The following is a 15761-nucleotide window of genomic DNA, read 5'->3' on the forward strand; positions in this document are numbered from 1 at the left end:
GGTGGTGGTCGCCTGCCACCCGGGATCTCGAACGGCTACGGCGTTGGCCCTGTGCGGAGTCTATGTCGCGGTCGAGGAGCCGTCGAGGATCGAACCCGGCCCGACCGGGCGCCGTGACCTCCCGCGCGCCGCCGATCGGGGCAGGTGAGAGCATGGAGATCGTGAGTACCCAGCAGGCACCGGTTCATCAGCACGACCACCAATTGACGGGCGACGCCGTCAGCGCGTCGGTCGAGCGAATTGCCGCTGCGGTCGCCCGCACACCGCTCGAGGAGGCGCCCCGCATCTCTGCGGCGATCGGAGCCCGGGTCCTGCTCAAGCGTGAAGACCTGCAGTCGGTGCGTTCGTACAAGATCCGCGGGGCCTACAACGTGATGGCGCAGCTGTCCTCCACGGAATTGGCCCGCGGGGTGGTGGCCGCCAGCGCCGGAAACCATGCGCAGGGTGTCGCGTTCGCGTGCCGGTCGATGGGGGTGCGTGGACGAATCTACGTCCCGACGACGACACCGAAGCAGAAGCGCGATCGGATTCGTTGGCATGGTGGGGAATTCGTGGAACTCCTCGCAGTCGGGGAGACCTATGACGCTGCAGCGGCGGCCGCGCAGGCCGACGTGATGCGCACCGGGGCGTCGTGGATACATGCCTTCGACGACCCGCGCACGGCCGCCGGTCAGGGCACCATCGCCCACGAGATCGTCGAGCAGCTCGGTACCGTGCCCGACGTCGTGGTCGCCCCGGTCGGCGGTGGTGGCTGCCTCGCCGGGATGGCGACTTACCTCCGGTCGGTCGGCGACGACGTTGCCATCGTCGGCGTGGAACCCACCGGTGCCGTGTCGCTGAGCGCCGCACTCGCCGCGGGCGGGCCCGTCACGCTGGACACGATCGATCCCTTCGTCGACGGTGCGGCCGTGAAACGGATCGGTTCGATCGGACACCGCGTGATGTCGTCGCTCGGCGCCACCATCACCGATCACCCGGTTCTCGCCGACGTCGCGCCCAGGTCGGCCGTCGACGTTCTCCCCGCCGATGCCCGCCATGTCACGTCGCCGGGCAGCGTCCACATCACCCACGTCGACGAGGGCGCCATCTGTACGACCATGCTGGCGCTCTACCAGAACGAGGGGATCATCGCCGAGCCCGCCGGGGCGTTGGCCGTGACCGCGCTGTCGTCTCTGCAGATCGCGCCGGATGCGACGGTCGTCTGCCTGGTGTCCGGCGGCAACAACGACGTCTCGCGCTACGGCGAGATCATCGAGCGGTCTCTCGTTCACAAGGGCCTCAAGCACTACTTCCTCGTCGACTTCCCTCAGGAGCCGGGCGCGCTACGCCGCTTCCTGAACGAGGTCCTGGGGCCGGACGACGACATCACTCTGTTCGAATACGTCAAACGCAACAACCGCGAGACCGGTGCCGCGCTCGTCGGCATCGAGTTGGGCGAGCCTGCCGGGCTCGCCGGGTTGATGGACCGGATGTCGCACTCACGTCTGCATTGCGAGCGCCTGGAACCGGGAACGCCGGCATACGACTACCTGACCTGACCGCGCACTTTCGTTTGATCGAGAACACGCTACCCTCCGTTGATCGAGTAGACCGGAGCGCTAGCGGAGGTTGTATCGAGATCTGGTTGGGCGGCTGGGGATCTCGATACGGTCTCGCCTAGCGGCTCGACCTACTCGATCAGCGGTTGGGGGCTTTCTGTCGTTGATCGAGTAGACCGGAGCGCTAGCGGAGGTTGTATCGAGATCTGGTTTGCGGGCAGGGGATCTCGATACGGTCTCGCCTAGCGGCTCGACCTACTCGATCAGCGGTTGGGGGCTTTCTGTCGTTGATCGAGTAGACCGGAGCGCTAGCGGAGGTTGTATCGAGATCTGGTTCGCGGGCAAGGGATCTCGATACGGTCTCGCCTGGCGGCTCGACCTACTCGATCAGCGGAAGATCAGCGGAGCCTTCCGATCACCACGTTGTGTCCCGGACTGCGCACCGAACTGTCATCGACGGTCACGTCCTCCCACACCAGCGCCGGGTCCATCCGGATCGGTACGGCCGTCTCGTTCTCGCCGAGCACGCACACGACCACCCAGCCGCCACGGAACATGCCGAACCAGCCGGCATCGTCGTCGAAATCGGTGGTGACGGAGGCGAACCCGGAGGCGGCGAAGTCGGCCTCGGACTTCCGCAACGCGACGAGGTCTCGGTAGAACGCGAGCATGCGCGCGTGCGTGGGCTCGTCGAGCTCCGACCAGTCGAGTTTCGACGACTCGTAGGTGGCCGGGTCCTGCGGATCGGGTACCTCCGCCGCGTCCCAGCCGTGCTCGGCGAATTCGCTGCGCCGCCCGGTCCGCACCGCCTCGGCGAGTTCGGGTTCCGGGTGGGAGGTGAAGAAGGCGAACGGGGTGTCGGCGGCCCATTCCTCGCCCATGAACAGCATCGGCGTGAACGGTGACAAGAGCACCAGTGCGGCTTTGATCGCGAGCTGCCCACTGTCGAGGTACGCCGACGGCCGGTCGCCGGTCGCCCGGTTGCCGACCTGGTCGTGGTTGCAGGTGTAGGTCACCAGCGCCGAGGCATCGATGATGTCGGTCGGGATCGGCCGGCCATGGCGGCGGCGGCGGAAGGACGAGTAGGTGCCGTCGTGGAAGTAGCCGCCTTCCAGGACCTTTGCCAACCCGTCGAGACCGCCGAAATCGGCGTAGTAGCCCTGGCGCTCACCCGAGACCGTGGCGTGGATCGCATGGTGGATGTCGTCATCCCATTGGGCGGCCAGCCCGTAGCCGCCCAGTCGGCGAGGGGTGATCAGTCGCGGGTCGTTGAGGTCGCTCTCCGCGATGAGGGTCAACGGCCTGCCGAGCTCCTCGGCGAGCCTGTCGGTGGCGACGGCGAGCTCTTCGAGGAGGTGGACGGCACGGTGATCGGCGAGCGCGTGCACGGCGTCGAGTCGGAGACCGTCGACATGGAAGTCACGAAGCCAGCGCAGCGCATTGCCGAGAATGAATGCGCGGACCTCGTCGGAGTCGGGCTCGGCCAGGTTCACCGACGACCCCCAGCTGGTGGTGCCCTCGGCGAGATACGGGCCGAAGTCCGGTAGGTAGTTTCCCGACGGCCCGAGATGGTTGTAGACCACGTCGAGCACCACACCGAGACCACGAGAGTGGCAGGCGTCGACGAACCGCGCGAATCCGTCGGGCCCGCCATACGGTTCGTGCACGGCGTACCAGGCGACCCCGTCGTAGCCCCAGCCGTATGTGCCGTTGAACGCGTTGATCGGCATCACCTCGACGACGTCGACGCCGAGCGCCACCAGATGATCGAGCCGGCCGATCGCGGAGTCGAATGTGCCCTCCGGGGTGAAGGTGCCGATGTGCAACTCGTAGAGCACGGCACCGCGCATGTCGATGCCGGACCAGTCCTCGTCGGTGAAGATCGACTCGTCGAGTCGGTGCAGGGCGGACGCCGAGTGCACCCCGTCGGGTAGGCGCACCGAGCGGGGATCGGGCAACGGGTCCCCATCGTCGACAACGAACCGATAGCGCATCCCGGCGGGATCGGCCGTACGGATCTCGCTCGGGATCGCGTCGGGCGGGGACATCCACCACTCCGGCTCGGTCGGGTCGGGCTGCAGGGCGATCTCAGTGCTCTCGCCGGCATCGGTACCGATGACCAGGGTGACGGTGCCGGCCGCGGGGGCCCAGACCCGGATCTCACCCGGATCCGACGGCGGTGTGAAAGGACTCGCCGGGACCGAAATGCGAGTATTTCGCGCACGTTGGTCGCTCGTCCCAGTTATGGTGTCCGGAGCCCCTGACTGATCGGTCATCCAACACAAGGTATGTCGCGGACGCCACCGCCGCAGATGTCGGTACTGTGACCCGTAGCACAAGCGAGTATCGAAGCGAGGTATATTTCCGGGCCGGGGGTCGTCGACAGGGGGAAGCCGTGTTCGAGTGGTCTGACAGGACACTCTTCGCGGAACATATATGTGATACGACGAGCCTCGATCTGAGGCAGCCGACAGCAGGGGCAGGGGAGTGACGACTGACACGGCGACCTCGCGCGGCGAGGGCACACGTGGTTCCGGCGGCGGTATTCGTCGGTGGTTCCGTGAGCACGTGCTGGCGTCGTTCGACACCTTCGGCCGGCAGATGGCGATGTTCGTCGAGGTCTTCCGCGTCCTGATCGTCGACCTCGCCAAGGGCCGGTTCCCGTTCCGGGAGTTCGTCCGGCAGTGCGCATTCATGGCCAGCACCTCGGTGTTCCCCACCCTGCTGGTCGCCATTCCGATCGGCGTGATCGTGTCGATCCAGGTGTCCAACATCGCCGGTCAGATCGGTGCGACGTCATTCTCGGGTGCCGCCACCGGCCTCGGCGTGATCCGACAGGGCGCGCCGCTCGTCACATCGCTGCTGCTCGCGGGAGCGGTGGGGTCGGCCATCGCCGCCGACCTGGGCTCCCGCACCATCCGCGACGAGATCGACGCGATGCGGGTGATGGGCGTCAACCCGGTCGAGCGCCTGATCTCGCCGCGACTGCTGGCCACCATGGTGGTCAGCTTCCTGCTCTGCGGATTCGTGTGCTTCGTCGGGTTCATCACCGGCTACGTGTTCAACGTCTACTTCCAGGGCGGTACGCCGGGCAGTTATACGGGCACATTTGCGTCGTTCGCGTCGGTGGCCGATCTGGCCTTCGCGATCATCAAGGCGGTCATCTTCGGTGCGATCGTGGCCATCGTCGCGTGCGACCGCGGGCTGACCACCAAGGGCGGGCCGGCCGGCGTGGCCAACTCGGTCAACGCCGCGGTGGTCAACTCGGTGTTGCTGCTGTTCACCGTCAACGTCGCGCTGACCCAGCTGTTCGCGATCCTCGTCCCGTCGAGGGTGGTGTGACGTGACCGCTTCACGCTACGTACCGCCGCTGCTGCGCCCGGTCGAGGCGGCCAAGGGCCTCTACCGGGGCCCGCGCAACGCGCTCGCCGCGATGGGGCACCTGATCACCTTCCTGGTGAAGTCGATCGGCTCGGTCCCGATTACGTTCACCCACTACCGCAAAGAGGTGTGGCGGCTCCTGTCCGACGTCGCCTGGGGCAACGGCGCGATCGTTGTCGGCGGCGGCACCGTCGGGGTCATGGTCATCCTCGGCGTCATGGGCGGCGCGACGGTCGGCATCGAGGGGTACACCGCGCTCAACCTGCTCGGCATGTCCCCGCTGACGGGTGGTCTGTCCGCGTTCGCGACGACCCGTGAGATCGCCCCGCTGCTCGCGGCGACCGCGTTCACCGCGCAGTCGGGGTGCCGGTTCACCGCCCAGCTCGGTTCGATGCGGATCAGCGAGGAGATCGACGCGCTGGAATCGATCGCGATCCGCCCGCTGCCGTATCTGGTCACCACCCGGATGTCGGCCGCGGTGCTCGCGATCGTCCCGCTCTACTCGGTGTCGCTGGCGGCCAACTACCTCGCCTGCCAGGTCATGTTCCAACTGCAGAGCGGCCAGGGCGCGGGCACCTACCTGTATTACTTCAACCAGTTCCTCGTCTCCGGGGACATGGCGTTCTCGTTCGTCAAGGTGATCGTCTTCGTTCTGCTGACGACGTTCATCCAGTGCTACTACGGGTACTTCGCCTCGGGCGGTCCCGAGGGAGTGGGGGTGGCCGCGGGTCACGCGATCCGCATGGCGATCATCGTGATCGTCTTCGCGAATCTGGTCATGACACTGGTCTTCTGGGGCACCTCGCCCGGAATACAGATATCGGGATAGGGGGACAGACCGATGCAGATCGACACCGACGGCCGCAACCCCTCGCTCCCGCAGTACATCCTGCGCGGGGTCGCGTTCCTCGTCGCGCTGCTCATCCTGTTCGTGCTGCTGTTCATGCGCTACCAGGGTGTGTTCACCTCGACCGTCCCGGTGACCGCGAAGCTCACCGACGTCGGCGACGGACTGATCACGCAGGCCGACGTGCGTTACAACGGGCTGATCGTCGGGTCGGTCAAGTCGATCGATCTCAGCGACGAGGTGGGGCCGCGCAACCTCCAGTACAAGAACGTCGAGATCGACATCGACCCTGACCAGGCCGACGGCATCCCGGCGAACGTCACCGCGCGTACCGTTCCGGCCAACCTCTTCGGTGTGAACTCGGTCCAACTCATCCGGCCCGCCGACCCCAGCGAGGACCATCTCACATCGGGGACCACGATCCCGGCCGACGAGTCGTTGCCCACGCTGAAACTTCAGGACGCGCAGAACGAGTTGCGAGTCCTGTTGCAGGCGGTCCCTCCCGAGGATCTGGCCTCGGTGCTCGGCGTCATCGCCGACGCACTCGAAGGGGGTGGCGCGGTGTTCGGCGCGTTCGTGCCCCTGCTGGACAACTACTGGCAGACCATCAACGCACAGTTCCCGCCGGGCGCACCGGGCGGCTTCGACAACTTCGACAACGCGGTGCGGGGTCTCGCGGAGTCCACGCCCGAACTGCTCGACACCCTGGGCCGCAGTGTCATTCCCGCGATGACGGTCGCCGAGAAGCAGCAGGATCTGACCGCACTGCTGTCGGCGGGCCAGGGCCTGCTCGACGAGACCCAGGCGTTGTTCGCGGCCAACGGGGACAGCGGCCAGCGTGTGGTGCGTGACCTCAACCGGCTGATCGGCGCCGCGGTACTCGAGCCGGAATCACTGCCGCAGGGGCTGGCGGCGCTCAACAACCTCGCCGCCCGGGTGCTCACCGTCTTCACCGGCGTCAACGGCCATCCGCAGCTCAACATCGGTGTGAACTTCGGTGCGTTCGAGCGCTATACGCGGCAGAACTGCCCCGTCTACAACGGCGGACCATACGGAACGATGCGCGGTCCGAACTGTGTCGGCCCCGGCACCGGCACCGGCCCCACCAGTTCGGGTCCGCTGACGATCTATCCGTCCGACGGCATGCGCCGTGCCGCGGAGACCTTCGGGATGGTGTCGACGTCCGGGGACAAGGTCACGCTGGGGGAGGCGCTGCGCCGCCAGCCGAACACCGCCGACACCCTGATGCTCGGACCACTCGTGCAGTCGTCGCAGATCGTGCCGGACGCACCCGGCGAGCGGGAAGGGGGCCGCTGATGAGCCACGGACAATCCGGCATCCGCAAGCCGCTCATCGGCTTCTCGATCTTCGCCGTCATCGCGATCCTGCTGACCTACGTCATCTGGTCGACGCTGGAACGTGCCCTGCCGGGCGACACCCGCACCTACGACACCGTCTTCAACGACGCGTCCGGACTGGCGTCCGGCGACGACGTGCGGATGGCGGGTGTGCGGGTCGGTCGCGTCGACGAGATCGTGCTCGACGACGGCCGCGCCCGAGTGCGTTTCGAGGTGCTGACCGATCAGTCGGTGTTCACCAACACCATGGCGGCCATCCGCTACCAGAACCTGATCGGACAGCGCTACCTGGCGTTGTCGCTGGTGCCCGACGAGCCCAACAACCCCCTGCCCGCCGGTTCGACGTTGCAGCAGCCGTCGGAGGACTCGTTCGACGTCACCGAGTTGCTCGCGGGCTTCCAGCCGGTCTTCGAGACGCTGGAACCCGATCAGGTGAACGCGTTGTCGGAGGGCCTGATCCAGGCGTTCCAGGGCAACGAGGTGTCCTTGAGCTACACGGTCGCCGAGGTGGGTCAGGTGGCCAGCGACATGGCCGACCGTGACGCGGTCATCGGGGCCATCATCGACAACCTCAGCGCCGTCATGCGTGACCTCGCACTGCAGGGTTCGCAAGTCGGGACGGTGATCGACAGCATCTCCACCCTCATCGAGAACCTCAACGCCAATTCGGCCGCGTTCGGCCGCTCGGTGTCGCAGATCGGGGAGACGGCAACCGGTTTCGCCGACGTCCTGGCCCGCAGCCGCAGCTCGCTGGCCGGCGCGGCCACCGACGCGCGCGCCGCGACCAACACGCTCATCGCCAACGGCTCCAAACTCGACAAGATGGCCTTCCAGCTGCCGATCTTCCTCGGGCACTTCCCGCAGGTGCAGGGCCAGGGAGCGTATCTGAACATCTACGCCTGCGACCTCGACATCGCGATCGGTGACGTGCTCTTCCCGCCCGGCATCATCAACAAGATCGGCGGCACCAAGCACTCGGAGGTGTGCCAATGAGTAGGTGGCGCAACTATTTCCGTGAGAACAAGCGGATGTGGTACGGCGTGATCGGCGCCGTGGTGATCGTGCTGCTGGTCCTCGGCGTCACCGCGTTGGCCCAGGCACACCTCGGCAAGAAGACCTACGTCGGTGAGTTCGCCCAGGCCGGCGGCATCCGTCCCGGCGACAAGGTGCGCGTCGCCGGGATCGACGTGGGTGAGGTCAGCGCCACCGAGCTCGCCGGCAACCAGGTGGACGTCACCATGAAGGTGAACGACGACGTCGACGTCACCGCGAACGGGTCGGCCGAGATCAAGATGTCGACGTTGCTCGGACAGCGCTACGTCGATGTCACCCTGGGTGATTCGCCCGACCTGCTCGACGGCGACCGCATCACCGACACCCGGGTCCCGTATGACCTGCAGAAGACCATCGAAGAGGGCACGCCGATCATCGCCGGCATCGACGACGTGGAACTCAGCGAGAGCATCCGCACCCTGAACCGCCAACTCGCCGGCGCGCCTGCGGTCACCAAGCCGACGCTCGACTCGCTGACCGCGATGTCGGAGATCATCACCAACCGGCGCGACCAGATCAACCAGCTGGTCAGCGACACCAAGGCCGTCACCGCGATCGTCGACGACAGCCAGGCTCAGCTGTCCATCATCGTCGGCCAGGGTCAGCAGCTCGCCGAGAAGATCGCGACCCGGGAGGCTCTGGTCACCCGGATGCTCGACGGCATCGCGGAACTCGCCGAGCAGGCCCGCGCCGTCGCGCAGGAGAACGGCAACCAGTTCGCGCCGATCATGGCGAACCTCAACACCATTTCGCAGGGCCTGGAGAAGAACCGCGCGAATCTCCGCAAGTTGCTCGAGATCCTGCCCATCACCGCGCGGACCACCAACAACACTCTCGGCGACGGCCCCTACGCCAACGGCTACCTGCCGTGGGGCATCTTCCCCGACAACTGGCTGTGCACCGCCCGGGTGGTGGACGGATGCTGACCGCCCGTATGCGTCGCTCGGTCGCCCTCACGGCGGTGTCGCTGTTCGCCGTCTTCGGTATCTCAGGATGCTCGCTCATCCCGGCGTCGTGGACCTCCGCGTTCGGCTGGGCCATCGAGGCGACCGCCTACTTCGACGACGTCTCAGGCCTGTACGAGGGCAACGACATCGCCGTGCTCGGCATGCCCGTGGGCCAGGTGACCTCCGTGCAACAGCAGGGCGGTCGGGTCAAGGTCACGTTCACCGTCGACGAGGACGTGCCGGTGCCCGCAGACGCCACCGCGGCCATCGTCAACACCTCGATCGTCACGACCCGCCACATCGAGCTCACCCCCGCCTACACCGAGGGGCCCGAACTCGTCGACGGCGGCGTGATCGAGGAGACGAAGAGTCCGGTGTCGGTCGGCGAACTGTTCGACTCCATCGACCGATTGATGGTGTCGCTGTCGGGGGACGGCCCGGGTGAGGGACCGATCGCGGACATGATCGACATCACCGCCGGGATCACCAGCGGCAACGGCGAACGGATGCGGCTCGCGCTGGACGAACTGGGCCAGGCCGCCGAGGTGGCCTCCGGCAACGGCGACGCGCTCGTCGACATCATCCGCACGGTGCAGGATCTCACGTCGACGCTGGTCGCCAACTACCCGAAGATGACGGCCTTCTCCAACTCCATCAACGACGTGTCCCAGATGCTGCAGTCCCAGGCGCCCGGTTTGCAGGCCGTGCTCGGCGATCTCAACGTCGCACTGCAGAACACCACGGTCTTCCTGCAGAACAACTCTGGTGCGATCAGCTCGTCCACCGGCCGGTTGGCTGCGCTCGCGGCCAACCTCAGCGATTTCTCCCGTCAGGTGGTCGAGACCATCGACCTCGGTCCGCTGCTGTTCCAGAACCTGAGCAACTCGGTGTCGCCGGAACAGGGGGCCTGGCGTGCGCAGGTACTCCTCGACAAGTCGCTCGTCGACACCGAACTGCTGTCGACGTTCTGCCAGGCGATCAACCTGCAGGAGAACGGCTGCCGAACGGGGCGGCTCGAGGGCTTCGGTCCGGACCTCGGAGTGTTCTCGGCGATGCTGGAGCTGGCGAAATGACCCGCGACGGAGTACGGCCCTTCCAGGTCGTCGGCGAACCGCGTAATCCCCGGCGACTGGGTCGACGCGGGGTGGTCACGCTGACGGCGGCCGCGGTCCTCGCGATGTCCGGGTGCGGGGTGGTGCCCGGCCTCACCGTGGAGCAGATCCCGCTGCCCGCGCCCGGTGGTATCGGCGACTCCATCGACATCACCGCGACCTTCGAGAACGCCCTCAACCTGCCCACCCGCGCCAAGGTGAAACTCAACGGTATGGACGTCGGCCAGGTGTCCGACATCGTCGCCGAGGACTACACCGCGGTGGTCACCATGCAGGTCGGCAACGCCACCCAGCTGCCGGTCGGCACGGGCGCCGAACTGCGCCAGGCCACGCCGCTCGGTGACGTGTTCGTCGCGCTGCTCCCGCCACCCGGCGAGCCGGAAGGCTACCTTGCCGACGGTGACGAGCTGGGAGGGGAGACCTCGGCGGCGGCGACGGTCGAAGACCTCCTCGTCAGCACCGCCGGGGTCGTCGACAGCGGATCGCTCAACTCGCTCACGGTGATCCTGACCGAGCTGAGCAAGGCGGTCTCGCCGAACCCGGACGCGTTGTCCGGGTCGATCGAGGGCCTCACCACTGCGATCACCAAGTTCAACGAGAACGCGGCGCGGGTCGACGAGTCGATGCGCGTGACGAGCGTGCTGACCGGTCAGCTCGCGGATGGCCGCGCCCAGATCATGGCGTCGATCAACAAGCTCGCACCGGCGGTGAATGCGGTGAACAGCCAGATCGGACAGATCCTCACCACACTCGACAAGACGAACCAGGTGACCGCGGCGACGAACGACTTCCTCGAGTCCGATTCGGACAACCTCGTCGAACTGCTGGCTCATCTCGAGACCGCCCTCGACGGGCTGCGGGAAGGGGCGGTCACGTTGGGGCCGTTGGCGGACAATCTCGCCGAACTGACGCCGAAGTGGGTGAAGGCGACTCCGGGCAGCGCGGCCGCGTTGTCGTCGAAGGTGTACTACCTCAACCCGGGTGTCGGGTTCGACTCCGCGACCCGGCTGCCCGAACTCGATGACGTGGACTCTGCTTCGGAGGCGTTGCAGCAGACGCTCACCCGACTCCTGGCGCGGCTCAACGGAACACAGGGGTGCTGCGGATGAGCGCGTCGGGAGGTCCGATCATGTGGCTGCGCAAGCATGCGGTGCTGTTCGGCAACCTCGGGTTGATCCTGGTGATGCTGGTCGGCCTGGCGTATCTGTCGTTCGGTGCGCTGCGCTGGGACCCGTTCCGGGGCACCTATCAGCTCACCGTGCACTTCCCGAACTCCGGTGGTCTGCAGGAGACTTCGGGCGTCACGTTGCGTGGCGACCGCATCGGCGACGTGGAGGACATCCAGGTCCAACCGGACTCCGTCGACGTCACCGTCACGGTGTCCGAGGACGTGAAGATCAACCGCAACGCCGTGGTCGCCGCCCTCGGGCTGTCCGCCGCGGGTGAACAGTACGTCGACTTCCAGCCCGCGACCGCCGACGGTCCGTACTTCACCAACGGCGACGAGATCAACATGAATCAGACTCGGGTCACCGCGCCGTTCCCGGGCACACTGGAGGCGACGTTGGACGTCGTCGACCAGATCGACCCGGTGAAGCTCCGGTCGGCGATCGACAACCTGGAGGTCGGGCTCGGCGCGGACGGCGGTGACAACGTCCTGGAATCGCTGTTCGTCTCCGGCGGAACCATTTTCGCCGACCTCGCGCGGGTGCTGCCGGAGACCACGGAACTGATCGAGAACACCGGCACGATCCTGCAGACGACCGCCCAGATCCAGCCCGATCTCGGGACGACCGTCGATTCGCTGAGCACGATCGTCAACGCCGCGGTCGCCGCCGATCAGGAGCTGCGGACGCTACTCGACCGGGGGCCGACCCAGCTGACGAGTCTGACCGGTTCGCTCAACCAGATCCGGGATCCGGTCACCGACGTGGTGGGCCAGCTCGTCGACATCGCGCGCCAGGGTGCACTCCGGGCGCCCGCTATCGCCAATCTGCTGCCGTCGATTCGTGACGCGAGCGTCAAGAGCCTCTCGATGTTCCACGACGGTGCGTGGTGGGCATTCGGATCGGTGTATCCGCGGCCGCACTGCAACTACGCGGTCACGCCGGTCCGGCCGACCAAGATCCTGGAACTCACCGTCCCGACGAATCTGTACTGTGTCACTGAGGATCCGCAACAGCAGATCCGGGGATCGGCCAACGCGCCACGGCCGCCCGGTGACGACACCGCCGGTCCGCCTCCCGGTTTCGACCCGAACGCGCGGACCGTGCCGCTCGACAAGTGATGTGAAGAGTAGGAATGACCGAGCAGGACAAGCCGACCGACGACTCCGCAGAGACCGACTCCGTCGAGACCGAGGGCGACGAGACCCCCACAGCCGAGGCCACCCCGCGCCCGCGGACGAAGGCCGCGCGCAAGTCGGGTGGGTCGTCGGCGCGGCCGTCGACCGACCGTGACAGCGATGAGACCACGACGCAGACCGACGGGCCCGGGAAGATCCCATCGTCAGGACCGCGTCAGTTCTCGCTGACGTTCACCAGCGCAGGCCTGGCGAAGGTCGCCGTCGCGGTGGTCGCGATCGTTGCTGTCGTCGGCGTCGCGTTGCTCGGGTGGGGGTATTACCAGGAGCGCCAACGGCTCGACGCGTTCGACGGCAGCAAGGCCGCCTCCGAGGAATTCGTCACCAAGTTGGTGAGCACGATGACCAAGGACGGGGTCGGCAGCATGAAGGAGCTGCTGGGTCCGTTGTCGACCGGCGAGTTCCGCCAACACCTCGAACAGCAGCAGTCCGATACCGCCGAAGCAGTGCAGCAGCTCAATCTGCAGGATGCCGAGTCGGCGGTGAAGTCGGTGTCGGTGGAGACCTTCGACACCGATACCGCGCGCACCGCCGTGCTGATGGAGGTCAGCGGAACGAGCACGCTCGCGCCGGACGGTGGCCAGAGCCTGATGTTGATGTGGCTCGATCTGCGCAAAGAAGACGGACAGTGGCTGGTGTCGGAGCTCAGCGGTGCGCAAGCCGGGATCGGGCCGGAACAGGGTGGTGGCGCCGCGCAACCCGCACCCGCACCGGCGCCGCAACCGGCCCCGGCGCCTGCACCGGCGGGCTGACGCTGAGCGTCTCGACTCTCTCGGTAGGTCTCGAGCAGCCGGTCGTGGGAGCTGTGGGGCTCAGTCGGCCGGGGTCAGCAGGGCCAGACCGTGCCAGGTGGCCAGGTCGGCGAGCGATACCGTTGCCTCCCGGAACTTTTCGCCGTCGGACCCGGGGGCGAGTTGGTCGCGCCACCGACCCGCGGGGAGGGGGACGGTGGTCGACGCCCGGTCGTGCTCGGAGAGCGCATGGGTGAAGCGGGTCGCGACCACGACGACGCGCGGGTCGTCGCCGGCGGTCCGGGCGAATGCGATGACGTGATCGGCTCCCCGGCCCTCGGCGAGCAGAGGCAGATAGCCGCTGCCGGCGCGGAAGGCCTCGGCGTGCTCGGCGCGCACCCGTAGGGCGGTCCGAACGAGCTGGGTCTTCGGGTGGTCCATGGACTGCGTGTGATCCACTGGTCGTCGGTTGTCCGGGTCGACCAGTGAGTCTTCCCACCACTGGGTGCCCTGGTAGACATCGCCCACGCCCGGCCCCAGCAATGCGATCATCTTGCGGCCCAGCGCTTCCGACCGCCAGCTGGGGGCGATCTCGGCCACCAGTCCGGAGATGGCCTCCGCGGCGGGCCCGGACGTGATCGCCGCTATCCAGTCCGAGAGTGCGGCTTCGAAGTCGTCGTCGACCTCGGTCCACGTGGTCCGCAGCCCGGCTTCTCGGACGGCCTTCGTCGCATACTCGGTGATGCGGGTACGCAGGATGTCGTCGACCGGGCCGTCGGTCGGCCACACGCCGATGATGTTCTGCAGCAGGAAGTATCCGGTCAGGTCGTCCGGTGGCGGGGTGGACCGCCAGATCGTGTCGACCATCATCGACCAGCGTTCGGGCACCTGGGTCAGCACGGCGATGCGCGCACGCACATCCTCGCCGCGTTTGGTGTCGTGTGTCGAGGTGGCGGTCATCGCCCACGGCCACTCGCGCGCACGGTGGACGTTGTGCGCGTGGAACTCCCGTAGACCCATCGTCGGGTCGGCCGGGTCGCCGCCCACCTCCTGGGCCGACACCAGGCGGGCCGTGCGATAGAAGAGGCTGTCCTCGACACTCTTCGCGGTGACCGCCCCACACGTCTGGGCCAATCGCGACGTCGCCGCGCCGGGACTCGCCGTGGCGCGCACGACGAGCTCCATGGCCGGTTCGAGACGGGCTGTGCGGGCGGTGATCTCGGATGCGATCCGTTCGAGTCGTGGACGCAGCGCCGGGTAGTCGGCGCGATACACCCCCAGGTCGGCGATGAGTTCGGCGGTCGCTTCCTCGATCGCCTCGGCGTCGGCGGACGGATCCGAATGGGTGACGGCTCGCACCAGGCGGCGGTGCTCGGTCGGGAACATCGAGCGCAGCGTGGTCAGCTTGCGGTCGCGTTCGGTGCGATGCAACCACGCCCCATCGCCGGGCACTCCGGTGATCCGTTCGTGGATCTCGCCGAGCTCGATGACACCGGTCGGTGCGGTGAACACCGCGTCGATGACCCGCATCTGGTCGTAGCCCGTGGTGCCGTCGACGGGCAGAGTGGGCTCCAGTGGTTCGTCCGGGGCGAGGATCTTCTCGATGTAGAGCAGGCGGTGTTCGCCGATGTCGCCACGCAGTCGCCGCAGGTACGACTGCGGATCCCACAGGCCGTCCGGATGGTCCACCCGCACACCGTCGATCAGGTCCTCGTCGATGAGGTCGAGGAGCCACCGGTGGGTCGCCTCGTACACCGCGGGCTCCTCCTGGCGGAGGCCCGCGAGCTCGTTGACGGTGAAGAACCGCCGGTAGCCGATCAGCCCGCTGTTCCACGGCACCAGGCGGTAGTGCTGACGGTCATGGACCTCGAGCGGGTCGCCCGCGGCGGTGCTGCCGGGCGCGGTGGGGAAGACGTGGTCGTAGTAGCGCAGGTGCCCGTCCTCGACCACGAGTGGGGACAGGTCGCCGTCGGCGGCGAGGACGGGGAGCGCGATCTTGCCGTCGGAGCCGTTCGCGGTGGAGAAGTCGACGTCGAAGAAGCCGGCGTAGCGCGACGCCGGACCGTAGCGGAGCAGGTCGCTGAACCACGGGTTCTGCGCCACATCGGCGACCCCGGTGTGGTTCGGCACGATGTCGATGATCAGGCCCAGGCCGAGAGTGGTTGCAGCGCTACGGAGTTCGCGCAGTCCGGACAATCCGCCGAGTGCCGGGGCGACACCCGGCGGCGGCACCCAGTCGTAGCCGTGCATCGAGCCGGCCGTCGCGCGGCCGATGGGGGAGAGGTAGAGATGGCTCACCCCGAGGTCGACGAGATGGTCGAGGATGCCGATCACCTCGATGAAGCCGAAGTCCGGGGTCAGCTGGATGCGATAGGTCGCGACGGGTTCACGTGACCCGCCGGTGGCGGTCGAGCGGTCGGTGGTCATCGGTG

At 67.3% G+C, this 15761-nt stretch carries 12 protein-coding genes; 10 read left to right on the forward strand and 2 right to left on the reverse strand.

The window, feature by feature from the left end; translation table 11 throughout:
* Positions 1-152: 152 nt before the first annotated feature.
* Positions 153-1538: a threonine ammonia-lyase IlvA gene (ilvA, locus tag VZC37_RS19180; RefSeq protein ID WP_330434718.1), complete on the forward strand. Its 1386-nt coding sequence runs from the start codon at positions 153-155 to the stop codon at positions 1536-1538.
* 398 nt (positions 1539-1936) lie between these two features.
* Here ilvA and treZ read toward each other — a convergent pair whose 3' ends face one another.
* On the reverse strand, positions 1937-3814 hold the full coding sequence (gene treZ, locus VZC37_RS19185) for a malto-oligosyltrehalose trehalohydrolase (protein ID WP_330434720.1): 1878 nt from the start codon (positions 3812-3814) through the stop codon (positions 1937-1939).
* Positions 3815-4025: 211 nt separating this feature from the next.
* On the opposite strand from treZ, the gene VZC37_RS19190 reads away from it, so the two are divergent.
* The 9 genes from VZC37_RS19190 to VZC37_RS19230 are packed head-to-tail and all read left to right on the forward strand — an operon-like array spanning position 4026 to position 13350.
* Entirely contained in the window at positions 4026-4880 is an 855-nt protein-coding gene (locus VZC37_RS19190) for an MlaE family ABC transporter permease (protein ID WP_431309449.1), read from the forward strand.
* A gap of 1 nt (position 4881) precedes the next feature.
* A complete protein-coding gene (locus VZC37_RS19195; RefSeq protein ID WP_330434722.1) occupies positions 4882-5748 on the forward strand; it encodes an ABC transporter permease in 867 nt (288 codons plus the stop codon).
* Between the two features lie 12 nt (positions 5749-5760).
* Positions 5761-7083 (forward strand): MlaD family protein, encoded by a 1323-nt coding sequence (locus VZC37_RS19200; protein WP_330434724.1) that lies wholly within the window; start codon positions 5761-5763, stop codon positions 7081-7083.
* Entirely contained in the window at positions 7083-8117 is a 1035-nt protein-coding gene (locus tag VZC37_RS19205) for an MCE family protein (RefSeq protein ID WP_330434726.1), read from the forward strand. Before VZC37_RS19200 ends, VZC37_RS19205 begins: the two co-directional genes overlap by 1 nt.
* Complete coding sequence (locus VZC37_RS19210; RefSeq protein ID WP_330434728.1) at positions 8114-9103, forward strand: MCE family protein; 990 nt, start codon at positions 8114-8116, stop codon at positions 9101-9103. The genes VZC37_RS19205 and VZC37_RS19210 overlap by 4 nt, the downstream gene beginning before the upstream one ends.
* On the forward strand, positions 9097-10197 hold the full coding sequence (locus tag VZC37_RS19215; RefSeq protein ID WP_330434730.1) for an MlaD family protein: 1101 nt from the start codon (positions 9097-9099) through the stop codon (positions 10195-10197). The genes VZC37_RS19210 and VZC37_RS19215 overlap by 7 nt, the downstream gene beginning before the upstream one ends.
* The gene (locus VZC37_RS19220) at positions 10194-11345 is read left to right on the forward strand and encodes an MlaD family protein (protein ID WP_431309450.1); all 1152 of its coding nucleotides are present in this window, start codon (positions 10194-10196) and stop codon (positions 11343-11345) included. The genes VZC37_RS19215 and VZC37_RS19220 overlap by 4 nt, the downstream gene beginning before the upstream one ends.
* Positions 11342-12523 carry an MlaD family protein gene (locus VZC37_RS19225; protein ID WP_330434732.1) on the forward strand — a complete coding sequence of 394 codons (1182 nt, stop codon included), beginning with the start codon at positions 11342-11344 and terminating at the stop codon, positions 12521-12523. Before VZC37_RS19220 ends, VZC37_RS19225 begins: the two co-directional genes overlap by 4 nt.
* A 14-nt stretch (positions 12524-12537) precedes the next feature.
* Complete coding sequence (locus VZC37_RS19230; RefSeq protein WP_330434734.1) at positions 12538-13350, forward strand: hypothetical protein; 813 nt, start codon at positions 12538-12540, stop codon at positions 13348-13350.
* Positions 13351-13410: 60 nt separating this feature from the next.
* Here VZC37_RS19230 and treY read toward each other — a convergent pair whose 3' ends face one another.
* On the reverse strand, positions 13411-15756 hold the full coding sequence (gene treY, locus VZC37_RS19235; RefSeq protein ID WP_330434735.1) for a malto-oligosyltrehalose synthase: 2346 nt from the start codon (positions 15754-15756) through the stop codon (positions 13411-13413).
* Between the last annotated feature and the right edge of the window lie 5 nt (positions 15757-15761).

Origin of the sequence: Gordonia sesuvii (assembly GCF_036350415.1) — a bacterium.
GTDB classification, from domain to species: domain Bacteria; phylum Actinomycetota; class Actinomycetes; order Mycobacteriales; family Mycobacteriaceae; genus Gordonia; species Gordonia sesuvii.

Coding starts and splice junctions, on each gene's coding strand:
- ilvA (WP_330434718.1), top strand. CDS start 153: ATGGAGATCGTGAGTACCCAGCAGGCACCGGTTCATCAGCACGACCAC.
- treZ (WP_330434720.1), bottom strand. CDS start 3,814: ATGACCGATCAGTCAGGGGCTCCGGACACCATAACTGGGACGAGCGAC.
- VZC37_RS19200 (WP_330434724.1), top strand. CDS start 5,761: ATGCAGATCGACACCGACGGCCGCAACCCCTCGCTCCCGCAGTACATC.
- VZC37_RS19205 (WP_330434726.1), top strand. CDS start 7,083: ATGAGCCACGGACAATCCGGCATCCGCAAGCCGCTCATCGGCTTCTCG.
- VZC37_RS19210 (WP_330434728.1), top strand. CDS start 8,114: ATGAGTAGGTGGCGCAACTATTTCCGTGAGAACAAGCGGATGTGGTAC.
- VZC37_RS19215 (WP_330434730.1), top strand. CDS start 9,097: ATGCTGACCGCCCGTATGCGTCGCTCGGTCGCCCTCACGGCGGTGTCG.
- VZC37_RS19220 (WP_431309450.1), top strand. CDS start 10,194: ATGACCCGCGACGGAGTACGGCCCTTCCAGGTCGTCGGCGAACCGCGT.
- VZC37_RS19225 (WP_330434732.1), top strand. CDS start 11,342: ATGAGCGCGTCGGGAGGTCCGATCATGTGGCTGCGCAAGCATGCGGTG.
- VZC37_RS19230 (WP_330434734.1), top strand. CDS start 12,538: ATGACCGAGCAGGACAAGCCGACCGACGACTCCGCAGAGACCGACTCC.
- treY (WP_330434735.1), bottom strand. CDS start 15,756: ATGACCACCGACCGCTCGACCGCCACCGGCGGGTCACGTGAACCCGTC.